25 protein-coding genes are annotated in these 23478 nt (G+C 43.1%); 9 read left to right on the forward strand and 16 right to left on the reverse strand.

Annotated features, from left to right (window positions below; all coding sequences use genetic code 11):
* The first annotated feature begins 100 nt into the window (after positions 1-100).
* Positions 101-1504: an MBL fold metallo-hydrolase RNA specificity domain-containing protein gene (locus tag ABIB50_RS07635; RefSeq protein WP_429378625.1), complete on the forward strand. Its 1404-nt coding sequence runs from the start codon at positions 101-103 to the stop codon at positions 1502-1504.
* A 95-nt stretch (positions 1505-1599) separates the two neighbouring features.
* Here the strand turns inward: ABIB50_RS07635 and ABIB50_RS07640 are convergent, their stop codons facing one another.
* The 5 genes from ABIB50_RS07640 to ABIB50_RS07660 all read right to left on the reverse strand — a co-directional run bounded on the left by ABIB50_RS07640 (position 1600) and on the right by ABIB50_RS07660 (position 5895).
* Positions 1600-2298, reverse strand: a complete 699-nt coding sequence (locus ABIB50_RS07640) for a DUF4197 domain-containing protein (RefSeq protein ID WP_429378626.1) — start codon at positions 2296-2298, stop codon at positions 1600-1602.
* Positions 2299-2328: 30 nt separating this feature from the next.
* Positions 2329-3339, reverse strand: coding sequence for an inorganic phosphate transporter (locus ABIB50_RS07645; RefSeq protein ID WP_429378627.1), 1011 nt, complete (start codon positions 3337-3339; stop codon positions 2329-2331).
* Positions 3340-3356: 17 nt separating this feature from the next.
* Positions 3357-4007: a DUF47 domain-containing protein gene (locus ABIB50_RS07650; protein ID WP_429378628.1), complete on the reverse strand. Its 651-nt coding sequence runs from the start codon at positions 4005-4007 to the stop codon at positions 3357-3359.
* A 47-nt stretch (positions 4008-4054) separates the two neighbouring features.
* The gene (locus tag ABIB50_RS07655; RefSeq protein ID WP_429378630.1) at positions 4055-5119 is read right to left on the reverse strand and encodes a sensor histidine kinase; all 1065 of its coding nucleotides are present in this window, start codon (positions 5117-5119) and stop codon (positions 4055-4057) included.
* Positions 5120-5361: 242 nt separating this feature from the next.
* Positions 5362-5895, reverse strand: coding sequence for a YceI family protein (locus ABIB50_RS07660; RefSeq protein ID WP_429378632.1), 534 nt, complete (start codon positions 5893-5895; stop codon positions 5362-5364).
* Positions 5896-5979: 84 nt separating this feature from the next.
* On the opposite strand from ABIB50_RS07660, the gene ABIB50_RS07665 reads away from it, so the two are divergent.
* Positions 5980-6486, forward strand: a complete 507-nt coding sequence (locus ABIB50_RS07665; protein ID WP_429378633.1) for a hypothetical protein — start codon at positions 5980-5982, stop codon at positions 6484-6486.
* 44 nt (positions 6487-6530) lie between these two features.
* Here ABIB50_RS07665 and ABIB50_RS07670 read toward each other — a convergent pair whose 3' ends face one another.
* From ABIB50_RS07670 to ABIB50_RS07690, 5 genes are all read right to left on the reverse strand, one after another.
* A complete protein-coding gene (locus ABIB50_RS07670) occupies positions 6531-6626 on the reverse strand; it encodes a hypothetical protein (protein ID WP_429379239.1) in 96 nt (31 codons plus the stop codon).
* Between the two features lie 33 nt (positions 6627-6659).
* Positions 6660-7304 (reverse strand): HD domain-containing protein, encoded by a 645-nt coding sequence (locus ABIB50_RS07675; RefSeq protein WP_429378635.1) that lies wholly within the window; start codon positions 7302-7304, stop codon positions 6660-6662.
* 34 nt (positions 7305-7338) lie between these two features.
* A complete protein-coding gene (locus ABIB50_RS07680; RefSeq protein ID WP_429378637.1) occupies positions 7339-7605 on the reverse strand; it encodes a helix-turn-helix domain-containing protein in 267 nt (88 codons plus the stop codon).
* Positions 7606-7694: 89 nt separating this feature from the next.
* The gene (locus ABIB50_RS07685) at positions 7695-8189 is read right to left on the reverse strand and encodes a hypothetical protein (protein ID WP_429378639.1); all 495 of its coding nucleotides are present in this window, start codon (positions 8187-8189) and stop codon (positions 7695-7697) included.
* A gap of 1 nt (position 8190) precedes the next feature.
* The gene (locus ABIB50_RS07690) at positions 8191-9363 is read right to left on the reverse strand and encodes a THUMP domain-containing class I SAM-dependent RNA methyltransferase (protein ID WP_429378640.1); all 1173 of its coding nucleotides are present in this window, start codon (positions 9361-9363) and stop codon (positions 8191-8193) included.
* Between the two features lie 221 nt (positions 9364-9584).
* Between ABIB50_RS07690 and ABIB50_RS07695 the strand changes: the two genes are divergently transcribed.
* The 4 genes from ABIB50_RS07695 (at position 9585) to ABIB50_RS07710 (ending at position 14516) form a co-directional block, all read left to right on the forward strand.
* Positions 9585-9947 (forward strand): DUF3127 domain-containing protein, encoded by a 363-nt coding sequence (locus ABIB50_RS07695; protein WP_429378642.1) that lies wholly within the window; start codon positions 9585-9587, stop codon positions 9945-9947.
* 284 nt (positions 9948-10231) lie between these two features.
* Positions 10232-11992: a sensor histidine kinase gene (locus tag ABIB50_RS07700; RefSeq protein ID WP_429378644.1), complete on the forward strand. Its 1761-nt coding sequence runs from the start codon at positions 10232-10234 to the stop codon at positions 11990-11992.
* Between the two features lie 111 nt (positions 11993-12103).
* Positions 12104-12796, forward strand: coding sequence for a response regulator transcription factor (locus tag ABIB50_RS07705; RefSeq protein ID WP_429378646.1), 693 nt, complete (start codon positions 12104-12106; stop codon positions 12794-12796).
* Positions 12797-12953: 157 nt separating this feature from the next.
* Complete coding sequence (locus ABIB50_RS07710; RefSeq protein ID WP_429378647.1) at positions 12954-14516, forward strand: M20/M25/M40 family metallo-hydrolase; 1563 nt, start codon at positions 12954-12956, stop codon at positions 14514-14516.
* Between the two features lie 66 nt (positions 14517-14582).
* On the opposite strand, the gene ABIB50_RS07715 is transcribed toward ABIB50_RS07710, so the two are convergent.
* Complete coding sequence (locus ABIB50_RS07715) at positions 14583-15155, reverse strand: pentapeptide repeat-containing protein (protein ID WP_429378649.1); 573 nt, start codon at positions 15153-15155, stop codon at positions 14583-14585.
* Between the two features lie 67 nt (positions 15156-15222).
* Between ABIB50_RS07715 and ABIB50_RS07720 the strand changes: the two genes are divergently transcribed.
* A complete protein-coding gene (locus ABIB50_RS07720) occupies positions 15223-15459 on the forward strand; it encodes a DUF433 domain-containing protein (RefSeq protein WP_429378650.1) in 237 nt (78 codons plus the stop codon).
* Positions 15449-15802: a DUF5615 family PIN-like protein gene (locus ABIB50_RS07725; protein ID WP_429378652.1), complete on the forward strand. Its 354-nt coding sequence runs from the start codon at positions 15449-15451 to the stop codon at positions 15800-15802. The genes ABIB50_RS07720 and ABIB50_RS07725 overlap by 11 nt, the downstream gene beginning before the upstream one ends.
* On the opposite strand, the gene trpC is transcribed toward ABIB50_RS07725, so the two are convergent.
* The 5 genes from trpC to ABIB50_RS07750 all read right to left on the reverse strand — a co-directional run bounded on the left by trpC (position 15803) and on the right by ABIB50_RS07750 (position 21003).
* Positions 15803-16588, reverse strand: coding sequence for an indole-3-glycerol phosphate synthase TrpC (gene trpC, locus ABIB50_RS07730; RefSeq protein ID WP_429378654.1), 786 nt, complete (start codon positions 16586-16588; stop codon positions 15803-15805).
* A 58-nt stretch (positions 16589-16646) separates the two neighbouring features.
* Positions 16647-17297, reverse strand: coding sequence for an anthranilate synthase component II (locus tag ABIB50_RS07735; RefSeq protein ID WP_429378656.1), 651 nt, complete (start codon positions 17295-17297; stop codon positions 16647-16649).
* Positions 17298-17350: 53 nt separating this feature from the next.
* The gene (locus ABIB50_RS07740) at positions 17351-18766 is read right to left on the reverse strand and encodes an anthranilate synthase component I family protein (RefSeq protein ID WP_429378657.1); all 1416 of its coding nucleotides are present in this window, start codon (positions 18764-18766) and stop codon (positions 17351-17353) included.
* A gap of 223 nt (positions 18767-18989) precedes the next feature.
* Positions 18990-19427 (reverse strand): cytochrome B, encoded by a 438-nt coding sequence (locus ABIB50_RS07745; RefSeq protein ID WP_429378658.1) that lies wholly within the window; start codon positions 19425-19427, stop codon positions 18990-18992.
* Positions 19428-19812: 385 nt separating this feature from the next.
* Positions 19813-21003, reverse strand: a complete 1191-nt coding sequence (locus ABIB50_RS07750) for an anhydro-N-acetylmuramic acid kinase (protein ID WP_429378659.1) — start codon at positions 21001-21003, stop codon at positions 19813-19815.
* Positions 21004-21171: 168 nt separating this feature from the next.
* Between ABIB50_RS07750 and nagB the strand changes: the two genes are divergently transcribed.
* The gene (nagB, locus tag ABIB50_RS07755) at positions 21172-23088 is read left to right on the forward strand and encodes a glucosamine-6-phosphate deaminase (RefSeq protein ID WP_429378661.1); all 1917 of its coding nucleotides are present in this window, start codon (positions 21172-21174) and stop codon (positions 23086-23088) included.
* The last annotated feature ends 390 nt before the right edge of the window (positions 23089-23478 follow it).

Genomic DNA, 23478 nt, shown 5'->3' on the forward strand with positions numbered 1-23478 from the left:
TTAGTTTGAAATGATATTAACAACTAATTTTTTAGTTTATTTTTAATTAAACATTTTTTCACCACCTTCGTTGTCCTACTTTCAACCTGGATTATACTAAATGGATATAACTTTTCACGGCGCCGCCCGTAATGTAACCGGCAGCAAACACTTAGTGCATTTGCAAGATGGCACCAGCATTTTACTGGATTGCGGCATGTTCCAAGGGCTTGGCGAAAACACCGAGGGCCTTAATGAGCATTTTGGGTTTAACCCCAATAAGCTTAACTACATGATCCTGTCGCACGCGCATATTGATCATTGCGGATTAATTCCCCGCCTGGTAGCCGAAGGCTTTAACGGTCCTATATTTTGCACATCGGCCACGTTTGATCTTACCCGGATATTATTGCTTGATTCGGCCAAGATCCAAATGAGCGACGCCGCGTATAGCAATAAGCATCGCGAAAGAAAGGGCCTGCCCCTGTTGGAGCCGTTATACAACGATCAGCAAGCCGAAGAAGCATTGAAGCTATTTAAGGTGGTAGAGTATCACCAGGAGTATGCCATCACCAAAAATGTAAAATTCCATTTTAGCGATGCCGGGCATATATTAGGCAGCTGCGCGGTGCATTTGGTGGTGAACGAAGGCGGCAAAGAAACCCGCGTAACTTTTAGCGGCGATGTTGGCCGCTACGGCGATCTGCTGTTAAAAAGCCCCCAGCGCTTCCCCCAGGCTGATTATATTTTACTGGAGTCGACTTATGGCGACTCGCTGCATAAATCATTAGAACCTATTGAAGATGCGCTGCTGGAGGTTATTAAACATACCTGCCTTGAGAAAAAAGGCAAAGTAATTATACCTGCTTTCAGCGTTGGCCGCACGCAGGAATTATTGTATGCTTTAAACGCGTTAGAACTAAAAGGCATATTGCCTGATGTACCTTATTATGTTGATAGCCCCTTATCAGACAAAGCCACACAAGTATTAAAGGAACACCCCGAAGTTTATAACAGCGGTGTTAAAGAGGTTTTAAAGGTTGATGACGATCCGTTTGATTTTAAGGGTCTGCGGTTTGTACAATCAACCGAGGAGTCGATAGCATTAAATGGCAATCCGCAGCCCTGCGTTATCATCTCTTCATCAGGCATGGCCGAAGCGGGGCGGGTAAAGCATCATATTAAGAACAACATTAACAATCCTAAAACCACTATATTAATTGTAGGCTACTGCGAACCAAACTCGTTAGGCGGGCATTTGTTACGCGGTGACCAAGAGGTGTTTATTTTTGGGGATAAGTACGAGGTTAAAGCCGAAGTACGGTCCATCAAATCAATGAGCGCCCACGGCGATTACGAGGACCTGCTGCATTTTTTAAAATGCCAGGACCCTAAAAAAGTAAAGAAGATCTTCCTGGTGCATGGCGAGTATGAGGTACAGCAGCACTTTGCCCAAACGCTAAACCAGCATGGGTTTGCTAATGTGGAGATCCCGTATCAACATCAAAAGATAGCGTTGGAGTAAAGCAATCTGTCCGCGTTGTCATTTCGAACGGTAGTGAGAGATCTATACAAGACAGTTACGCTACCTATCCATGTATAGATCTCTTTTAGGCTCTGCTATTTCTTAAAAGCCTTATCAGCAAAATCAAACACCTTTTTTAATAATGGTGTGGACCTTGTGCCGCCTATATTTTTACGGATGCTTAGCTCCTGCACAGCTATTTCGATAAATAAGCCATCGATAGCTTTTTGCGTGGCGTAATTGGCAATATCAGGGTTTATCTTACGCACAAATGGAACCCGGTTATAGCTATTGGCTAATATGGTATAGTAACGTGTAGCGTTAACCTTATTCAGGCTGGCCTGTATAACCGGCTGAAATTTTTCCATCAGGTCTGTAGTGGTCGAGATCTTGAAATATTGGGTAGCGGCATCCTGCTGGCCCAGCAAAATGTTGGTCACGTCCTGCAAGGTCATTTTTTTAATGGCGCTTATAAATATTGGTTTGGCTTGTACTACGGCATCTTCGGCGGCACGGTTCAGGCCTAATATGGCGTTATCACAAACTTTACCCATGCCCATTGCGCGTAAAGTTCTTTCGGCTTTTTGTGCCTCGGGTGGTAACAATATTTTAACAGCCGCGTTCCTGAAAAAACCATCAACTGCCGATAGCTGGTCGGCACTTTTAATAGTGCCCTGCTCAAGAGCCTGCTTTAAAGCGGTGCCAATTTCAAGCGATGTAGGGATGATTTGGGCGCGGCTGGATAATGCCAGGCCAATAACAAATAGGGGTAACAACAGTAATGATTTTTTCATACTGTAAAACTACTAAAAAAGAGACGGGTTTTATCTTATGGCGTGCATTGTCACAAATACCAGCCCGGCTATTAATGCCGAAATAGGAATGGTAATGATCCAGGCCCATACCAGGTTAATGGTTACGCCCCAACGAACTGCTGATACACGCTTGGTTAAACCCACACCAATAATTGAACCGGTGATAGTATGTGTTGTAGATACCGGGATAGCTAAACGCTCGGTAATAAACAAGGTAACAGCACCGGCTGTTTCGGCGGCAACACCTTCAAGCGGGGTTATCTTGGTAATTTTCGAGCCCATTGTTTTTACGATCTTCCAACCGCCTGACATGGTGCCCAAAGCGATAGCTGTATAACAAGCCAACGGGATCCACTCGGGCATTGCGGAACCACTCGGGATAATTTTAGAAGCAATTAAGGCCACATATAAGATCCCCATAACCTTTTGGGCATCATTGGTACCATGTGCAAAACTTAATGCCGCGGCTGATACTAATTGCAGCCTCTTAAACCACCTGTCGGCAGTGGCGGGTTTTGCCCGTTTACAAATGTGTAATATTAGTATGGTTATAAAATAAGCTATAATCAAACCAATAAATGGCGCTAATACAATGTAAGCTATAATGGTAAGGATATAGTGCATATTAACCGCATCTAAACCGGGCAAACCTAAATACAATGCATTGGTTATACCCGCGCCTGCAAAACCACCTATTAAAGTATGCGATGAACTTGAGGGGATACCAAACCACCAGGTAGTTAAGTTCCAGGTAATGGCGGCAATAAGGCCTGCCAATATTACGTGCAGGGTTATAAAATGTTCATTCACAATTTTGGCAACGGTGTTGGCAACCTTGTGGTCCTTAATAAAAAAGTATGCAGCAAAATTAAAAACGGCAGCCATTAATACCGCCTGGAAAGGCGTTAACACCTTGGTAGAAACAATGGTAGCAATAGAGTTTGCCGCATCATGAAAACCATTGGTGTAATCAAAAATCAGCGCCAGCGCAACTACAAAAACTAAAAGGGTAGTAACCATTTATTTATAATAGTTGATTATGCGTTTTTAACTAAGATAGACTCCATAACATCTGCCGCGTCTTCGCACATATCTGTAGCGGTTTCAAGGGCAGCGTAGATCTCTTTATATTTTATTAAGCGGATAGCGTCTTTTTCGTACAGGAAAAGATCGGCAACGGCGCGGTCAAATACATAATCGGCCTGGTTCTCTACACTGTTTATGCGGATGCACGAGTCGGCAATGGCGCGTACGTTTTTAAGGTCCTTCAATTCTCGTACGGCTTTCTCCAGGTCAATGCTGCACTGTAATACCAGTTCTGATAATTTTAAGATATGCTCGTTATAATCATCAATACGATAAAGGTTCATACGGTTGGCGGCACCCTGGATATAATCGGCAACATCATCAATAGCGCTGGCTAACGAGTGGATATCTTCACGATCAAACGGGGTGATAAAGTTTTTACCCAACTCTAAATAAACCTGGTGGGTAATTTCATCACCTTTATTTTCCAGTTTATCAATTTGTTTAAAAAGCTCCTCGCGCGTTGCAGGGTTATTGCTGTTAACGGTTTCAACCAAAATGGTTGCCATTGCTACAACGTTATTTGATGCCTGCTCAAACAAAGGGAAAAATATCTTTTTATCCTTAGGGACAAAATACTGGAAAATGCTATTTAATGACATACTGATAAATTATTTGGTAAAGGTACGTTTGGTATGTTAAATTAATGTTAACTTTTTAAAATCGGTAGCCCGGTAAAAGGCAAATTTTGTTTCACTTTTTGCAACGTAAATCCAAATGTTGACCCTACCCCTTCTGTACTGCGCACATTAATAGTTTGCTGATGGGCTTCTACAATATGCTTAACAATTGCCAGCCCTAAACCAGATCCCCCTATTTGCCGCGAACGGCTGGTATCTGTCCGGAAAAAACGCTCGAATAAACGGGGCAGGTACTTTTCTTCAATGCCCATTCCATCATCTGTAACTTCTATTAATACCTGGTCATGCAAATCAAACAACGTTACCCAGGTATTGCCCCCCTCAGTACCATATTTAAACGAGTTATCTATCAGGTTGACCAATACCTGCGTTATCTTTTCGCGGTCGGCATTTACCTGTATCGGCTCATCATATTTTTGCTTAAATATGGTTTTAATGTTATGTTGCCTGGCCTTCATTTCTGAAGATTCCAGCACTTCTTTTATCAGGTCGTTGATTTTAAATTTGGTATAATTAATAGGCAGCTCGCCCGACTCTAACTTTGAAATCTCATCCAGATCTTTGATCAGGTAACTTAACCTGTCTACATTTTTTGATGCCTTGTCTAAAAACTGGCGGGCCATATCGCGGTCCTCCATATCATCATCCTGTAATGCTTCGATATATCCCTGTATGGCAAACAAGGGCGTTTTAAACTCGTGCGATATATTGGATAAAAAATCACGGCGAAATTTTTCCTGGGTGCGCAGGCCCTCTATCTCGCTTTTCTTTTCGCGGGCCCATTCCTGCACTTCGTGCTCAACATCGTTTATCGGGTCTGAGCTCATGTGTTCGCCCAGGGCGTCGCGCAGGTCGCGCCCCAGTTTAAGGTTATGGATGAGCTTGTAAATGAGTTTAATTTTGGAGTAAACGTACTTTTCTATCAAGTAATAAAAAACTATGAAACTGGTAAATATGGTAACCACAAAGGTTATAGCCATATCATAAAATTTATGCTGAAAGTAGTAGTTTACCGCCGACAGCGTAATTGCCACTGCCAAAGCGTTTATAAAAACCAGTACACGTAATTTCATAAAGTAAAGGTACTTTTTTTAGTGAATGGTTTATTGGGGGAATGTTAAGGTTTGATTAACATATTTTAACGAAGCAGTTTTTAGGTTTATACACCAGGTGTTCCATTTTGCGAAAGTGGAACACAAGGAACACTATGAAACACCCCGGAACACCATAATAGTTAAAGAAATTAATTAAAAATGGAGTGACAAGATTTTGCGGGAGTTAGATAAGCAACATCTAAATATCAACCACTCAACACTTATTTACCCACCTGCACCTCAATACTCACCGACACATCATTACCCATCACTAAACTTTTACCCCCGAGATTAAAATCAAGGCGGTTTAATTTAAGGCCGCCTTTAAAGGTGGCGCCCGATGCATCAGTAGTATAAGTAAAGGGCACCTCGAAGGTTTTGGTTATACCTTTTATGGTGAGGTTGAACTGGCCGGTATATTTATCGCCGCTTTTATGCTTGAACGATACGGATTTCATCGTAATAGTTGGATATTTCGCTATATCAAAATACTCCTCGCCGCGCAGGTGGCTGTCGCGCAAATCGTTATCGGTATTGATAGTTTTTACATCCAATATGGCTTCAATAGTGCTGGTTTCCAACTTATCAGGATCAAAAACCAGGCTGGCTGTTAAGCCATTAATACTGCCGCCGGTGTTAATGCCCAGGTTTTTCAGTTGAAATTTTATGGCGGACTTTAGAACCGTAACCTTCTGGGCTGATACAAGATTGACTAAAATTAACAGGGGAATAATTAGGGCAACAATACGTTTCATACTGCGAATTAACGGCGTTTATATTTGTAATAGTATTGTGTGTTGTTTTTTTTACATTAGTAAACCAAACCACCTCGTCAATCTATGGAAACAAATGCAGCATATAAATTTGAACCTATATGGGTATCAGTATTAAGTATTACGGCGTTAGTAATGAGTTATAATTTTCTAAAGGGATTTATTGCGAGACCTTCCTATGACGTTCCGGGCTTAATTTTTATGTCCGCCCCATTAGTCTTGAGTCTACTATTTTTACCAATGGGCGTAAAAATGTTATTAGGAATACCGGCAATAACTTTTACTCATGATCAGTTGATAGACAATGTATTTGGTATAAAAATAGATTGGGAGAACGTTCAAAATGTAAGGCTGTCCGGCTCTCGTAAACCATTTTTAACAATTGATTTAAAAGATACGGACAAATTCTACTCGTCAATAAATAATCCGCTTAAGCGAATTGCGATAAGGATGCTGTTTGCTTTGTCTCCCGGCGATGCATCTGTAAACTTAGCTTTTGTAGCCGGCGATAACCATGCTATAGTTGCAGTAACCCAGGTATATTGGGAAAAGCATTATCAACCTAATATTTAAAACTCAACGTGCGCCCTATTGACAACAACATATAGTGCCAGGTGTTAAAACTCCACATGCGCCCTGATCGACAATACATTTACCTGGCCGCGGTCCTTATTGTAAGCCGGGTTAATGATAAACTGATAATCGGGAGATATAAAGAGCTTGCTTTGGTAAGCGCTTAGTTTTAATTATTTAACCTCTAAATAAAACTGTTGTAAATAGTCTTCCATAAAACCATGGCGCTGCTGTGCCAATTGTTTGCCGGTTTGGGTATTCATTTTGTCTTTTAGCAGCAACAGCTTCTCGTAAAAATGGTTAATGGTTGGTGCGGTAGAATTTTTGTAGGCCTCTTTACTTTGATTGGGCACTGGCGGTACATCGGGGTTATAGATCTCGCGCCCCTTGAAGCCCCCATAACTAAAGGCACGGGCAATGCCTATGGCACCAATAGCATCCAGCCTGTCGGCGTCCTGAACTATGGCTAATTCGGGCGAGTGAAATGAAGGCTTATCAAAACCCGACTTAAAAGACATATACCTGATAATGTTTTGCACATGCAGGATAGTTGCTGCATCTATACCGATATTTTGTAAATAGTTACCGGCGGTTGCCGGGCCAATTTCTTCATCGCCGTTATGGAATTTACTGTCGGCAATATCGTGCAGCAAGGCGGCAAGTTCTACGGTTAATTGGTCTGCCGGTTCGGTTTGTGTTATGCGTTTGGCGTTCGTCCAAACCCGGTGTATATGCCACCAGTCATGCCCGCCTTCGGCGTTCTTTAGCGTGTCCTGAACAAATAATATTGTTTTATTAATGATTGCTTCGTGATCCATATTTGCTTATTGTACTGCAAATATAGCATCCTGTTTAATCTGTACCGGTAAGTATCAGTTTGAGTTCTGCATCTTCAGTGTCAGCCTCCAGCAAATCCCCTGCCTTTATTTCTAAAACGTCTGCAATCTGAAAAAGCCTTTCAACAGTAATTTTTGTATAACCCAGTTCTATTTTACTGTAAGCATTTTGCGAAATATTTAATTTATAGGCCAGGTACTCTTGCGTATAATTTTTCGCTTCTCTTTTCTTTCTGATAGTTGCCGCTATGGCTTTAACTTTAAAATTAATTTTATTGCTCATATCCTGATAGGGGGTTAAAACCACTATATACGAAGATTTTGAGCGGGTAGATTTATTTTTTTAATTTTAAATTACAGTATCTTAATTTTTTATTGCAGCAGGTAATTTATATTAACCGCAGGTAATAAAGTTGCCATATCAAGGGGTACCTGATCTAAAGATACAACAGGTTTACGGCGCGAATAATAATTATACATAGCCTTCTGCAACCCAGGCACGGTTGTAGCCGGCGGCGTAAAACCAATGCTAAACGGAATTATAAAATCATGCAGTTTTTCATGATCGGGTATTATCCATTTATGATTTGATTTTTGCAATGCGGCAATTATTGGCTGGGTAAGCGCAATATCATCAGCATAATAAATAATTATTTTTTTGATGGTTCCCTTTTCATCCGCAGTAAATTTAAAAACTGCGGTACCGGTGGCTCTTTGCGCAATTAGTTGCGGCGATATTACCACGCTGTCCTTAAAAAACTGAGCCATTATTTCTTTCCCTCCCTGGAACGGGAAAGCCAATTGATCTTGCGCCTTTGCGTAAAAACCTGTCAATAAAATAACGGCAATTAATACTATTTTTTTCATGTTATTCTTCTCTTGGCTCGCGTTTGGTGCCTTCGTACAATTCGTACTCTAATAGCCGGCAGTCCAGCTTACCATTATAAAACTCAACTTTTCTTGAGGCACGCAGGCCAATCTTTTTGGCCAGGTCGGGGTTGCCGGTAAAAATATATCCTTTATAGCCCAGGCATTTTTTCTTCATAAAATCGCCTACACGCTTGTAGGTCGCTTCAAGTTTGCTGTGTACACCCAGGCGTTCGCCATATTCAGGGTTAAACATTACAATGCCCGGTGCTTCGGGTACTTCCGTTTCCTCAAAATCACAAACACTAAATTCTATTAAATGTTCTACACCAGCGGTATTTGCATTTTTTTGGGAGATGTCAATAGCATCCTGTGAGATATCGGTAGCTATAATTTTAAAGCCAATACTTTTTTTGGCCTTATCCTTTAATGCGCGGCGTTCGGCAAAAAATACAGTTTCATCATAGCCCATAATGTGCATAAACCCATAATTCATCCGGAATAGCCCCGGGTGCTTATCGGTAGCCAATAAGGCCGCCTCGATAGCTAACGTGCCCGAGCCGCACATTGGGTTGATAAACGTGCTGTTCCGGTCCCAATGGGTAGCCATTATGGTTGATGTAGCCAAAGCCTCAAGCATTGGTGCCTTGCCCGGTATTTTACGATAGCTGTGTTTAGCCAGGGTTTCGCCCGATGTATCCAAAAATATTTCGGCCTTGTCATCCTGCCAGTAAAGGTGAATTACAGTTTTGTTATTATCGGCACCAGAATTTGGACGAATCCCTTTTTTTGATTTTATGCGGTCCACAATAGCATCCTTAACCTTTACGTTGGCAAACAGCGGGGTTAATATATGCTCATTATTTACGTTTGACGTCACCGAGAAAAAGCCCGAAAAATCTATCAGCTCTTCCCACTCAATTTGTACCAGCTCGTCATACAACTCTTTCGGATCGGCAGCGGTAAAACTTTTTAACAGGTATAATATCTGGCTTGCACAGCGCAGGTTTAAATTTAAGGGGATGGTTTCTGTAACAGTGCCCTGCAGCTCAATGCCGGTTTGGAATACGCGTGTCGGGGAGAACCCTAATTCTTCTACTTCCTGCTGCAAATAAGGCGAAAGCCTTTTGTTACAGGTTATTATTATTTTACTCTCGGTGTTAAAAACTGACATTATTTGATATTGAATGACGTTAGATGGACTAAACTATTATCTAACTCACTACATTTTATTAACAAGTTTAAAGATAAGCTGCAAAAGTAACCTTTAATAAACATAGCCACAATAATTGTTTTACCAAGCTGCTTTGGCCAATTTATTGTGGAAAACTTCAGGGATAATGTGAGAATTTACAACCCATTATCTGTTAACTTTACACTTTAATTTTTTGAACTATGGAAATTAAGGGTAAGATACACGAAGTGTTCCCGACCGCTCAGGTTACTGAGGCGCTTAAAAAAAGAGAAGTTATTATAGAGTATGTGGAAAACCCGCAATACCCTGAATACTTAAAATTTGAAGCTATACAAGATCGTTGCAACTTGTTGGATAATGTAAAAGTTGGTGACGATGTGGAGGTTTTCTTCAACTTAAGAGGCCGCCCATGGACTGACAAAACAGGCAAAAAGAGTTATTTTAACTCTATGCAGTTATGGAAGATAAACGTACTAAGCGGCGCTGGTAGTGCTGCGGCTCCGGCATACGCCGCCCCGGCCGATATCAGTGCAGCCCCTGAGGATGACGATTTACCCTTTTAATAAAGCATAAAGCCTGTCACAGACTTTTTTAGTAAGTAAAACCTCGCTTCGGCGGGGTTTTATTGTTTATGCCTCACACTACCCTCTCCAAAGGAGAGGACTTCGATGCAAAATTTATAAATTAAGCAATCTAAAGCCCCTCTCCAAAGGAGAGGGGCTGGGGTGAAGCTATTTGTTAAAAATTGTTAAAACCACCGTTTATACCTTTATTTAAAATATTTTTGTTAGATATAATAATCAGTTAAAGTTTGAAAAAGAGGAGCATACAGATAATTATTGGATTAATGGGTTTCGCACTTATAGGTGTGGTTGCTATGCAATTGTATTTTTTAAGGCAATCGTATGATATGCAGTCCAAGCTATTTGACCGCTCTGTTAACGAGGCTTTAAACAACGTTGTTTCCAAACTGAGCAAGCGCGATGCTTATAACTTTTTAATGACCAAAACGCAGCGCAATGTTAACGGCCAGCTCCAAACGATAAAATCTGTTTCAATAACCGATAATAACCATATAGGGCCCGATAAATTTATCAGTAAAGATTCATTAAAGAAACAAGCGCGCCGCAAACGCAAAATAGCCATATTGCATGATAGCCTTAAGCATTTACTGATGCAACAAAGGCTGGACGAACTGGAAGACAATCTTGGCTTGCATGCTGAAACACAACTTGATGAATTTGGAGTACCCTATGTTGTTTTTACACCGGTAATAAAAAACCCCGGCAAAAGCATCGGCATGAATAAAAAAATTGAGAAATATGTAATTATTCATAGAACGTATATCGACCCACAGTTTGGGGCGCAGGTACTTACCAAAACAACCATTAACCCGCTTTGGTTAAAAGAGCAGGAACGCAAACAAAAAGAAAACCAAATTAGCCGGGTAAAGAAATTACTTGTGGCCGACTCATTGCATGACCTGCAAGCTGCCAACCGCAATAATGTTATGCAAAACATTTTTGAGGAATACCAGCGTGTTGGCGAGCCGTTAACCAAACGTATAAGTAATCCGTTTTGGATAGACACGCTGTTACGTATGGAGTTGCATAACCAGGGTATTGACCAGCCATTTAGTTATGAAGTATCAACAACCAGGAATGATTCGGTCATCTTCTCTACAGCTATGGATAAAACAGGCGCCAGGCCGGTGTTTACCTCCGCAAACACCTACCAGACCCGCATATTTAAAGAAGAAGTTATAAACGATCCGGGGATGATAAGACTGGCGTTCCCTCAAAAAAATTCGCTGATACTGGGGCATATGGCCAGTACATTAGGCACCACCGCCGGTTTATTGCTGATATTGGTTTTTTGTTTTGGATATACCCTGTTCTCTATCATCAGACAGAAAAAAATCTCTGAGATGAAAACAGATTTCATTAACAACATGACCCACGAGTTTAAAACCCCGGTATCAACCATAATGATAGCCAGCGAGGCTTTAAAAGACAGTGATGTTGCTATTGACCGCACACGCATTGCAAGGTTGGCTAATATTATTTACGAGGAGAATGAACGCCTGGGCAGCCATATCGAACGTGTGCTAAACATTGCCAAGATAGATAAGAACGACTTTAAGCTGGAGAAAAAGCCGCTTGATGTTAACGAGATGATAAGCATTGTGGTTGACAGTATGGCGCTTAAACTGCAAAAATGCGAGGCCGACCTGGTGCTGGAGCTTGATGCAGATAACGCCGTTATTAATGCCGATGAGCTGCACTTTAGTAATGTATTATATAACCTTATAGACAACGCTATAAAATACAGCGGAGATAAGCCGCAGATAACCATAACCAGCACCAACAAAAACGGCCATGTTATAATTAAAGTGGCCGATAAAGGTATTGGCATGAGCCGCGATCAGCAAAGCAAAATATTTGAACAGTTTTATCGCATACCTACCGGTAACGTGCATAATGTTAAAGGTTTTGGTTTGGGATTGAGTTACGTTAATACAGTAGTAAAAAGGTTAAACGGTACAATAAATGTACGCTCAGAGAAGGATAAGGGGTCGGAGTTCGAGCTGAAATTTCAGGGTGCCTGATTAGTCTGCAAGTCCGGAAGTCGGGGAGTCAGAAAGATACTTGCAGTATTGCCAATAAATAACTTCCGGACTTCCCGACTTTCGGGCTTCCGGACTAAATAAACCTATCCTATGAAAAAAATATTACTGGTTGAAGATGACCCTAACCTTGGTCTGCTTTTACAGGATTACCTGCAGCTAAAGGGAAAATTTGACGTTGTTTTATGTACCGATGGCGAAGAAGGCCTGCAAGCATTCACCAAAGCCAGCTACGACCTGTTAATATTAGATGTAATGATGCCCAAAAAGGATGGTTTTACCTTAGGCAGAGATGTGCGCAAGATCAACCCGCATGTACCCATAATATTTGCTACTGCCAAAGGGATGATCGAAGATAAAACCGAAGCATTTACCCTTGGCGGCGACGACTATATTACCAAACCTTTCCGTATTGAAGAGTTGCTGCTACGTATTAACGCCCTGCTTAAACGTACTGACAGCGCCGAAAAGAAAGAAGAGCTACAACCGTCGCGGTTTGAAATTGGCAGATACCAGTTTGACTATACCACACAAATTATAACTATCGACGGCACACAGCAAAAGCTATCAACCAAAGAAGCCGAATTGCTGCGCCTGCTTTGCCTTAAACGCAACGAAGTACTTACCCGCGAAGAAGCCCTGCTGCATATCTGGCATGACGACAACTACTTTAACGGCCGCAGTATGGATGTATTTTTAAGCAAGATCCGAAAGTACTTAAAAGATGACCCGTCAGTAGAGATCATTAATGTGCATGGTAAGGGGTATAAGTTGCTGGTGAATTAATTTTATTGTAGCGCTTTACAAATTGTACTGTGCCAGGCACAGGTGTAACACCTGGCACGGGTGGCACACCTGGTACACTGCTTATCCTATTGCTTCGGGCATTTGTTTTACAGCAAAAAATGGATAGATTTGGGTTACAACTGAACTCAATATCATCATGAAAAGAAAATTACTTTATGTACTGCTGCTTACCGCAGGAACCATTGGCTCGGCATCCGCTCAAACCGACCAACAAATGCTCGACAGAATTAAGGACGAAGGGTTGGAAAAATCACAGGTTATGGCAACCGCTTTCCAGCTTACCGACGTGGCAGGCCCGCGTTTGGCTAATTCGCCCGGCTTAAAACGCGCCCAGGATTGGGCCGTGAATGCCCTAAAAACCTGGGGTGCGGTAAATGCCAGGCGCGAACCCTGGGGCAAATTTGGCAAAGGCTGGGAAGTTCAAAAAAACTACGCCGCTATTACCGCGCCTTATTACCATGCAATCATCGCTATCCCGAAAGCCTGGACCCCCGGTACCAATGGATTGATAAAAGGCGACGTTATGGTTATTAAAATTGATACCATTACCGATATTGATAAATACAAAGGCACGCTAAAAGGCAAAATTGTAATGACAGATGTTAAAGGCAGTATTGAAAACACCTTTAAACCTGATGCAAGCCGATTAACCGACTCGGCCTTAACTGCCATGGCTAACGCGGCGCCGGTAGCACCTGGTGCAGGTGGCCCACGCAGGGGTGGCCCGGGCGGTCCGTTTACTCCCGGCCGTATCCAGGCATTGCTTGCTTTACGTGCAGCAATTACAAACCTATATGTTAGCGAAGGCGTAGGCCTGGTGCTAAGCCAGGGCCGTGGTACCGATGGTACAGTATTTACCACCAACGGTGCATCATATGCTGATACCGCTCATGCTGTTGCCCCTGAATTAGAAACCAGCGGCGAAGATTACCAGCGTATTTTACGTTTAGCTAAAGCAGGTATTAAAGTGGAGTTGGAGGCTGATATTAAAACCGAATTCTTTACAAATGATCTGCAGGGATATGACGTAGTGGGTGAGATACCTGGCACCGATCCTAAATTAAAAGACCAATTGGTTATCATCGGTGGTCACCTTGACTCATGGCATGCCGCCACCGGCGCTACAGACAATGCTGCCGGCAGCGCGGTAATGCTGGAAACCATGCGCATTTTAAAGCGTGTTGGGTTTAAACCGCGCCGTACTATCCGCATTGTATTATGGAGCTCTGAGGAGCAAGGGTTATTTGGCTCGCGCTTCTACGTACTTAACCACTTTGGCGATCCTAAAACCATGATATTAAAACCAGAGGCTGCAAAAGTTTCGGCTTACTATAACTTAGATAATGGTACAGGTAAAATACGCGGTGTATATTTGCAGGGCAATTCGGCTGTAGGCGCTATATTCCAATCATGGTTAGCTCCGTTTAAAGATATGGGCGCAAACACCGTAACTATTGGCAATACAGGCGGAACCGATCACCTGTCGTTTGACGCGGTTGGTATCCCCGGCTTCCAGTATATACAGGACAACATGGATTACGGCACCCGTACCCACCACAGTAACCAGGATACTTACGACAAACTAAGCGAGGCTGACCTTAAACAAGCCGCCACCATTAACGCCTGGTTTGTTTACAATACCTCACAACGCGACGAAATGATGCCGCGTAAGGAGTTGCCAACAGCTCCAAAAAACTAATACTAGAAAGGCCCCGAAATATCGGGGCCTTTCTTTTTTACAGCACATGCTGTAATTATGGTCAGATTACACCACTTTTATACCATATTTTACTAAAAGCCCCTCAAGCCCGCCTGCCGAAAACGAGGCGCGCTTAATGGTGTTTAGTTCGGGGTCGATAATGAAGTTTGATGCGGTAGTGAAGTTTACAGCTGTAAGATCGGTCCGGTTAAAAACAGCGCCGTTAAGGTCGCATTCATCAAAAGCGGATCCGGTGAGGATAGCCTCAGTAAACGTTACTTCTTTTAATGATGATTTGATAAAGTTGGTTTTAGGCATCTTCTTAGCCATGAACGAGGAATAATCCAGCATGCATGACTCAAATCTAACGTTAAACAAAAAATCCTCGCTGGGGCTAAAGTTTACGCCCAGGATCTTGCATTTCTTAAATACCACATTGTTTAAAGTCGACCGGCTCCATTTGATCATGGATAGGTTACAGTCCTCAAAAACACAATCAATCAACTTACAAAGGGCAAACTCAGCATCCGTAAAATCGCATTTCTTAAACACACAGTTGTTAAATTCGGTGTTTCTTTCCGTAGTCTTGGCGTAGTTTAATTCGGTAAAGGTTTTATCGTCGAGGATGGTGGAACTCATGGTGCAAAGATAAAAAACCAATTTTCACGAATTTCATTTATCTATAAAAATTGGTTAACTTTATGTTATGAATAATGATAGCCTGCTTGAGCGTATTACCTTTACACCTGAAATATTAGGCGGGAGGCCTGCAATCAGAGGTATGCGCTTTTTGGTAAGTGATATATTAGAACTATTAGCAACAGGAATGTCAGAAGCTGATATTTTAGACCAACACCCTGTCTTACAAAAGGAAGATATCCAGGCAGCGCTTTTATATGCTTCCCGAAAGGTAAAGAACACCGTAATTATTCATGCCGCCTGAGAATTGGGAGATATGGCTTGATACCCAGCTCTCGCCAATCATCGCAAAGTGGATGGCCGAGCATACTGGCCACGTTGTAAAATCATCATACAGCCTGCAACTAAATAATGTGTCGGATATAGCTATTTACAATATGGCAAAAGCCGCCGGTAATATTATTCTTGTTTCAAAGGACGCCGATTTTGATGAGTTGGTAAATCGCTTGGGATCGCCTCCAAAACTTATAGTTATTAAGAAAGGCAATTGCGATAATCGTGAAATGTGGGATTTTATTAAACCTAATATTATAAAAGCGATAAGAATACTCACAACATCTGATGTTGATATTGTAGAACTTGATTGATTACTTCAATCCCTCAACAAACTCTTTCATTGCCAATCCCGGATCAGCCTGTTTCATAAAGTTCTCGCCTATTAAAAAACCGTTAAAGCCGGCTTTTTTTAAGCCTTTAATGGTATCTACATCACTTATGGCGCTTTCAGAGATCTTTAAAAATTCGGCGGGGATATGTTCGCCCAGTTTGTAGGAGGTTTCTACAGATACCGTAAAATCGGCCAGGTTGCGGTTGTTTACGCCAATAGCATCAAGGTTAGGGTTGATACTGCGTTGCAGCTCCTCCAGGTTATGCACCTCTAACAAAACGTTTAACCCAAGGCTTTTAGCCAGCGTTGCCAGCGTATCAATTTCCTTTGGAGTTAGTATGGCGGCAATAAGCAGGATAATATCGGCGCCTAATGATTTTGCTTCAATTACCTGGAACTCATCTATCATAAAATCCTTACGCAAAACCGGGATGGTATTTGCCTGGCGGGCCTTAAACAGGTCGGATTTGGTGCCCATAAAAAAGTCGGTATCGGTCAACACGGATAATGCCGAGGCACCTGCCGCCGCATAACCATTGGTTACTTCCACAACACCAACATTGTTATTAATAATGCCTTTTGATGGCGAACGGCGCTTAAACTCGGCTATAATACCGGTACGTGCCGGGTCAAGCAAAAACTCCTTGAACGAGTAAGTCTCCCGGCCAAACAGCGGCGTGGCTTCCAGTTCTTTAACAGTGGTATTTTCTTTAGCTTCTTTTACTTCAGCTTTTTTATTAAGAACAATTTTATCAAGAATATTCATTGGCCCTTAACCTCCGCCTTAAGCGGAGGAATATTTGGTTAAGTATTATGGTTTGTGGTTAATTGGCAAAACTAACTAAATTATTTGTTACTCCCCCTGTAGGCTGGGGAGTCAACCAGTTTTGCATCATTTCTTTACCAAACTCGGTAAGGATGGATTCCGGGTGAAACTGCACACCGCGTACATCATATATTTTATGCCTTAACGCCATGGCCGAGTTATCCACCTCATCAATCGCCGTTACGGTTAATACATCAGGGATAGATTTTTCATCAACCACCCACGAGTGGTAACGGCCAACTTTAAACTGGTGCGGCAAGCCCGCAAAAAGCCGTTCGGTATCATCGGTAACCGTAATGGGGGTTGCTATACCGTGCATAGGTTGTTTTAAGTTGTACAACTTGCCGCCGAAAACTTCGGCAATGGCTTGCTGGCCAAGGCATACACCAAAAATACTTTTGGTTGGGGCGTACCTTTCAATTACCTCCAACAGTAAACCAGCTTCTGACGGGATACCGGGGCCCGGCGAAAGAATGATCTTATCGTAAGCATCAACATCCTCGATCTTAAACTGATCGTTTCTCCAAACCTCGCATTGCAGGCCAATCTCGTTCACCAGGTGTACCAGGTTGTACGTAAACGAATCGTAATTATCAATAATTAAAATTTTGCCCCCCGGGGAGGAAGCGTTTTCTTTGCTAGTTTCCATATCAATCTTTCCTTTCAGTATTTTATTTGTTCCCCCTTCAGGGGGTTAGGGGCCTATAACTCTTCTGCCAGTTCAAGCGCCTTACGCAGCGCTGCTATTTTATTATTTACTTCGTTAAGCTCACTCTCGGCTACTGAGCCGGCAACAATGCCTGCCCCTGCCTGGTAGTGCAGCGTATTATTTTTACTTAAAAACGAGCGGATCATAATAGCATGGTTAAAATCACCGTTAAAGCCTAAGTAACCTATGGCACCGCTGTAAAAGCTCCGTTTTATATTCTCGTTCGCATCTATTATCTCCATTGCACGGTATTTTGGCGCGCCGCTTAGCGTACCTGCCGGGAAGGTATCAGCCACTACTTTAAACGTAGGCACATCAGGCAGCAGGTTGCCGCTTACCATGGATACCAGGTGGATCAGGTGCGAATAGTATTGCACCTCTTTAAAAGCCTTAACTTCCACGTGCTCGCAATGGCGGCTAAGGTCGTTACGGGCAAGGTCAACCAGCATTACGTGCTCGGCCGACTCTTTAGGGTCATTTTTCAGGCTCAAAGCAAGTTGTGCATCCTTCTCGTCATCGCCGGTACGTTTAAAGGTGCCTGCTATTGGGTAAATGGTAGCCTTGCGGTTTTTTATGGTGATCTGCGCCTCGGGCGATGAGCCAAAGATCCTGAAATCGCCATAATCAAAATAAAACAGGTAGGGCGATGGGTTGATGGACCGCAACGCGCGGTACACATTAAACTCGTCACCCGTAAACTCTTTAGAGAAAGCCCGCGACGGCACTATCTGGAAAACATCACCCCTATAAATATGCTGCTTCATCTTCTCCACTATGGCAATAAAGCCCTCATCGGTCAGGTTTGATTGTTCCTCAGCCTTGCTCTGGAAACTATATTCGGGGAAGTTCTTGTTTTTTATCAGGTCAAGGATCTTGCTCAGGCCGCTGTTTTCGCCTTCCACCTCGCCCTCGGGCATGTTATGGAACACGTACAGTTCATTTTTAAAGTGATCAATAGCAATAATATAGCGGTAAATATTATACTGCATTACCGGGATCTTGCGGGTAGTATCGTCGCTCTTTTTAAGGCGGATAGTTTCAAAATGCTCAACCGCCTCATGCGTAAAGTAGCCAAACAACCCATTGGCGGTAATTTTCACTTCGGGCTGGGTAGTTTCAAAGCTGGCCAGGAAATCTGTTAGCTGGCTTATCAGTTCAAACTCGCCTTCTTTTAATGTTTCTTCGGTGCCATCTGGATAGCGTTTGTTTAGCTGTCCGTCGTTTAGGGTAAGCCCGCCAATTGGGTCGCAGCAAACGTAGCTGGTACTGTTTTCGCGGCTGTGGTAGTCAGAGCTTTCAAGCAGTAACGAGTTAGGGAACACATCGCGCAGGCGCAGATATATGCTTACCGGCGTAGTAGTGTCGGCAAGTAGCTTTTTATAAGTGGTATTAATTTTATACTGTTTCATTTGTGTTGTTAAAAATAGTTGTAAAACAAAAAACCCGGCGAATGAGGGTCGCCGGGTTTTTGTATTAGGTTTACAATTGGTTAGTTTCCTATGGTCAAAAAGTTATCCGGCTGCCAAATTTAATTGGTGCCACCAGCTTTTTATATTTACCTTTTTGATCATTGTGGACGCAAATTTATAAAGAAATTTGAATTGGCAAATTTTTTCTTCAATTATTTTTAACTTATTTTAAGATAGAAATTTTGCCCGCAGCCAATGTGCCAATAATTATAAGCAGTGCAATGGTATAAAACAGGGCAATAGTTTTGTGCTTAGCTTCGGGCAAAACCAGCTTTTTGCTCTTGCTGTGGCCTATAGTTATCAGTACCAATGCAATAAGCATCATTACCCAGTGCTCAACCGTAAAATAGCGGGTAACAGGGTCCTTCATGGTGGTGCTGTTAAAGGCAACCAGCGGACTAAGGAAATATAATACTATCCCTATCAGCAATTGCGTATGTGCCGATATCATGGCAACCAGGTTACTTATGCGGTTACGGTTGGTGTATGGCCTGCCGCTTAACCAGCCTATAAAAGCCATTAAAATGGTATAGATAAACAATACCAAAATGATATACCTGAAACCCGAGTGCAGGTGCTGTACAAAAGTGTATGCGTTCATTGTGTGTGAATTTTTTTGCTAAGATAATGATAATAGTTTTGAGTGATGAGTTTTAGGTAGTGAGTTTTGAATCGTTATCGGCTACCATCCGCGGATGGGAAAAAGCAGTAGAAAATTTAGCAGTTTTTTAACCCCGGTTTTTTTGAAAAATCTGACGAAATAATTTCAAAAATCAGGGCGATTTTTTGTTGTTATTTTATTGATTGATAGCATTTTATAAAAAGTAATCAAACGTACCCATATATGTACCTTTAGTAACCATTTGTGCGGGGTTTGTGCACCTTTTGTTACCACATAACACCCACTTTTTTGCATACTTTATGCGCACTCATCATCGCGATAATGCACGTGTTAAAAACCTGGCAATGGCATGCGGGGAGAGCATCTACCCCGCAAAACTAAATTTCCCCATCAACACCGATGGATTAGTACCTATATGCAGTGGCTCGCCGGCCAGAGCCTCGTTGCCTAACAGGGCAAAAAGTATGGCTTCTTTGGCGTCGGGGTTAATGCCCAGGGCGGCGGTATCGGCAATGGTGGTGCGGTATAATCTTTTTTCGAGGTATTGCATCACAAAGGGGTTCTTCGCTCCGCCGCCGCTAACAAACATTTGGGCGCCTTTGGGCAGGTAGGCGCGCACAAAATCGGCAATGGCTTTGGCGGTGAAAGCGCTAAGTGTGGCTATTACATCTTTATGATCTATATGGCTGGTGCCTGATCGTTCCTGCGCTTTGCGTACATACTCGTCGTTAAACAGTTCGGGGCCGGTTGTTTTGGGCGGGGTCTCGCCAAAGAACGGGTGTTTAAGCAATGAGCTTAACAGCGCCTCATTCACCTCGCCCGAAAAGGCAATAGCCGAATCTTCATCATACGCTTTATCAAACCAGGTGCGGCAAAACATATCTATCAGCGTGTTACCGGGGCCAATGTCCGAGCATAGCACCTTGTCCATATCCCCATCCGCAGGTAAAAAAGTAAGGTTGGATATGCCGCCAATGTTTACCAGTATCCTGTCCTCGCCTGCCTTACTCCCCAGCAATACATCGCCATATAAAGCCAGCGGAGCGCCCTCGCCCCCGGCGGCAATTTGCTTCTGGCGGAAATCGCTGATGGTTAAAATACCGGTCTTAACCGCGATATGGTCGCCGTCGCCTATTTGTAAAGTAGCGTTTGGATAGCCCTCCTGCCGGTGCAGGCGTTTTGGCGCGTGGTAAATGGTTTGGCCGTGGCTGGCTATAAAGTCGACATCACCGGGCTTAACGTTCCAGTTGGTTAATGCCTGTAGTATCAGTTCGGCGTGGTAGGCGCCTATAAAATCATTCAGTAAACAAACTTTCTCCAGGTCGACCTGCCGGCGCGAAAAAATGGACCGCACCTCGCTCTTAAAAAAGTCGGCGTAGGGTATGGTGGTAAACTGCAGCAATTGGCATTGGGTAGCCAGGCCGCTGCCGGTAAATTTACAAAGCGCTATATCCAAACCATCTAACGATGTGCCCGACATTAAACCAATACCAATACGCGCGGGTTTTTGGGCGATGGTAAATAAGTGCTGGAGATTTGTGTTGAGTTGTGCCATGTTAGTTAGTTAGCCCCCTCTAAATCCCCCCCGGTAGGGGAGACTTTTAATAAAGCCCTCGCTACCGGGGAGGGTTGGGAGGGGCTCCTCAAGTTATGAAATTATACCTCCGGAGCAAAATTTAAATTAATAATTTACGATATTTGCTGCTCCGACCCAACTTTATATATGGCCAGATTAAATTTGTTAGAAGAAACCCGCTACGAAAAACTACCCGTAACGGTATATCCAAATCCTGCTGCCGGCGCCGCAGCCGTAGCACAACGCATTGCAAAACTTATCCGCAGTAAAGCCGACGGCGAAAAAACCGTATTGGGCCTTGCTACCGGCGTAACCCCCATTGCTGTTTATACCGAACTGATAAGGCTGCATAACCAGGAGGGGTTAAGTTTTAAAAACGTAATAACCTTTAACCTGGACGAATATTACCCCATGAAACCCAAAGCCATACAAAGCTACGTGCGTTTTATGAACGAGAATTTATTTGACCATATCGATATCGACCGTAAAAATATCCATATCCCCGACGGTACGTTGCCAGAGGATAAGATAGCTGCTTTTTGCCTGAACTACGAAAAGCAAATTGAAGAGCTTGGCGGCCTCGACCTGCAAATTTTAGGTATCGGCCGTACCGGTCACATTGGTTTTAACGAGCCTGGCTCGGCGCCAAACTCGGGCACAAGGCTGGTTACTTTGGATGACCTTACCCGTACCGATGCCGCGCGCGATTTCGGCGGTAAAGAAGCGGTACCAACCAAAGCCATTACCATGGGTGTGGGCACCATATTTAAGGCCCGCGAAATTATATTGATGGCCTGGAGCAAGAAGAAAGCGCCGATTATTAAAAAAGCGGTGGAGGGCGAAATATCAGGCGAAGTACCGGCCACCTTCCTGCAGCTATCAGACAACGTTGAATTTGTGCTGGATGAACCGGCGGCATCAGAGCTTACCCGTTTTGATACGCCCTGGCTGGTAAAAGACTGCGTTTGGGATAACGACCTTAAAAAGAAAGCGGTGATATGGCTTGCAAACAACGTAAATAAGCCGATATTAAAACTGATAGACGAAGATTATAACAACAACGGCATGGCGCAACTGGCGACAGAGCAGGGGCCGGTATATGAAATTAATATAGATATTTTTAACCAGATCCAGCATACCATAACCGGCTGGCCGGGAGGCAAGCCTGATGCTGATGACAGCCAGCGGCCAGAGCGTGCGCAACCCGCAAAGAAACGGTCGGTTATATTTTCGCCGCACCCTGATGATGATGTGATATCAATGGGCGGTACGTTTATAAGGTTGGTAGACCAGGGGCATGATGTGCATGTGGCCTACCAAACATCGGGCAATACCGCGGTGTGGGATGACGATGTATTGCGTTACATGGAGTTTGCCATTGATTTTGAGAAAAGCCGCGGCGATGACACGTCGAAACTGCAGCGCATTCATAATGATATGCGGACTTTCTTTGCCACCAAACAGCCTAACGAGATAGATACACCCGAGGTACGGGATGTAAAAGGTTTTATCCGCAAAAGCGAGGCTATTGCAGGGGCACGTTATGCGGGTTTGCATGACGACCATATCCATTTTATGGCCCTGCCATTTTATGAGACTGGTAAAGTAACCAAGAACTCGGTAAGCCAGGTTGATGTGCAGATGACTGTTGACCTGCTGCAACAAATAAAACCGCACCAGATATTTGCCGCCGGCGATTTTGCCGATCCGCATGGAACCCACATTGTATGTTTTAATATTATACTGGCGGCCCTAAATCAGCTTAAACAAACCGAAGATTGGGTAAAAGATTGCTGGCTGTGGATGTACCGCGGCGCCTGGTTTGAGTTTGCCACCCACGAAATTGAGATGGCCATCCCACTATCGCCCGACGAAGTTATGCGCAAGCGCCTGGCCATATTTAAACACCAGTCGCAAAAGGACCCGGCCGTTTTCCCGGGCGAAGATGCAAGGGAGTTTTGGGTTAGAGCAGAGGATCGTAACCGCGAGACGGCACAAAACTATGACAGGTTAGGATTTGCAGAATACGCAGCTATGGAAGCGTTTAAGCGTTACCATTATTAATAGCCTGCCCTCCGCGCGTCATTGCCGTAAAGGTTTAGTAATTCGGTAACAGAATTATATAACCTTTACGGCAATGACGTGTGGGTAAACAGCGCAATGTAGAGACGCAATATTTTAGGTAAAGTAGTATATAGTTACCAAAGAAAAACTGATAAAAAACTATCAGATTTCAATACAAAACTAAATACAGTATTAAACTATAATCCTAAAAATAAAGAGTATATATGAAATCTTGGAAAATAGTTATAGGTGTGTTTTTTATAATTATAGGAGTTCTTTTCTTTATGTTTTTACGGGCGCTGAACGACCCGGAATTGAGGGAGAATCAGGCAGGATCAGCTTAGGTACATATTTCATTTCTTCAATTCCCATAACAATAGGTGCAATTAT

Source organism: Mucilaginibacter sp. UYCu711 (assembly GCF_050433825.1).
Taxonomy (GTDB): Bacteria; Bacteroidota; Bacteroidia; order Sphingobacteriales; family Sphingobacteriaceae; genus Mucilaginibacter.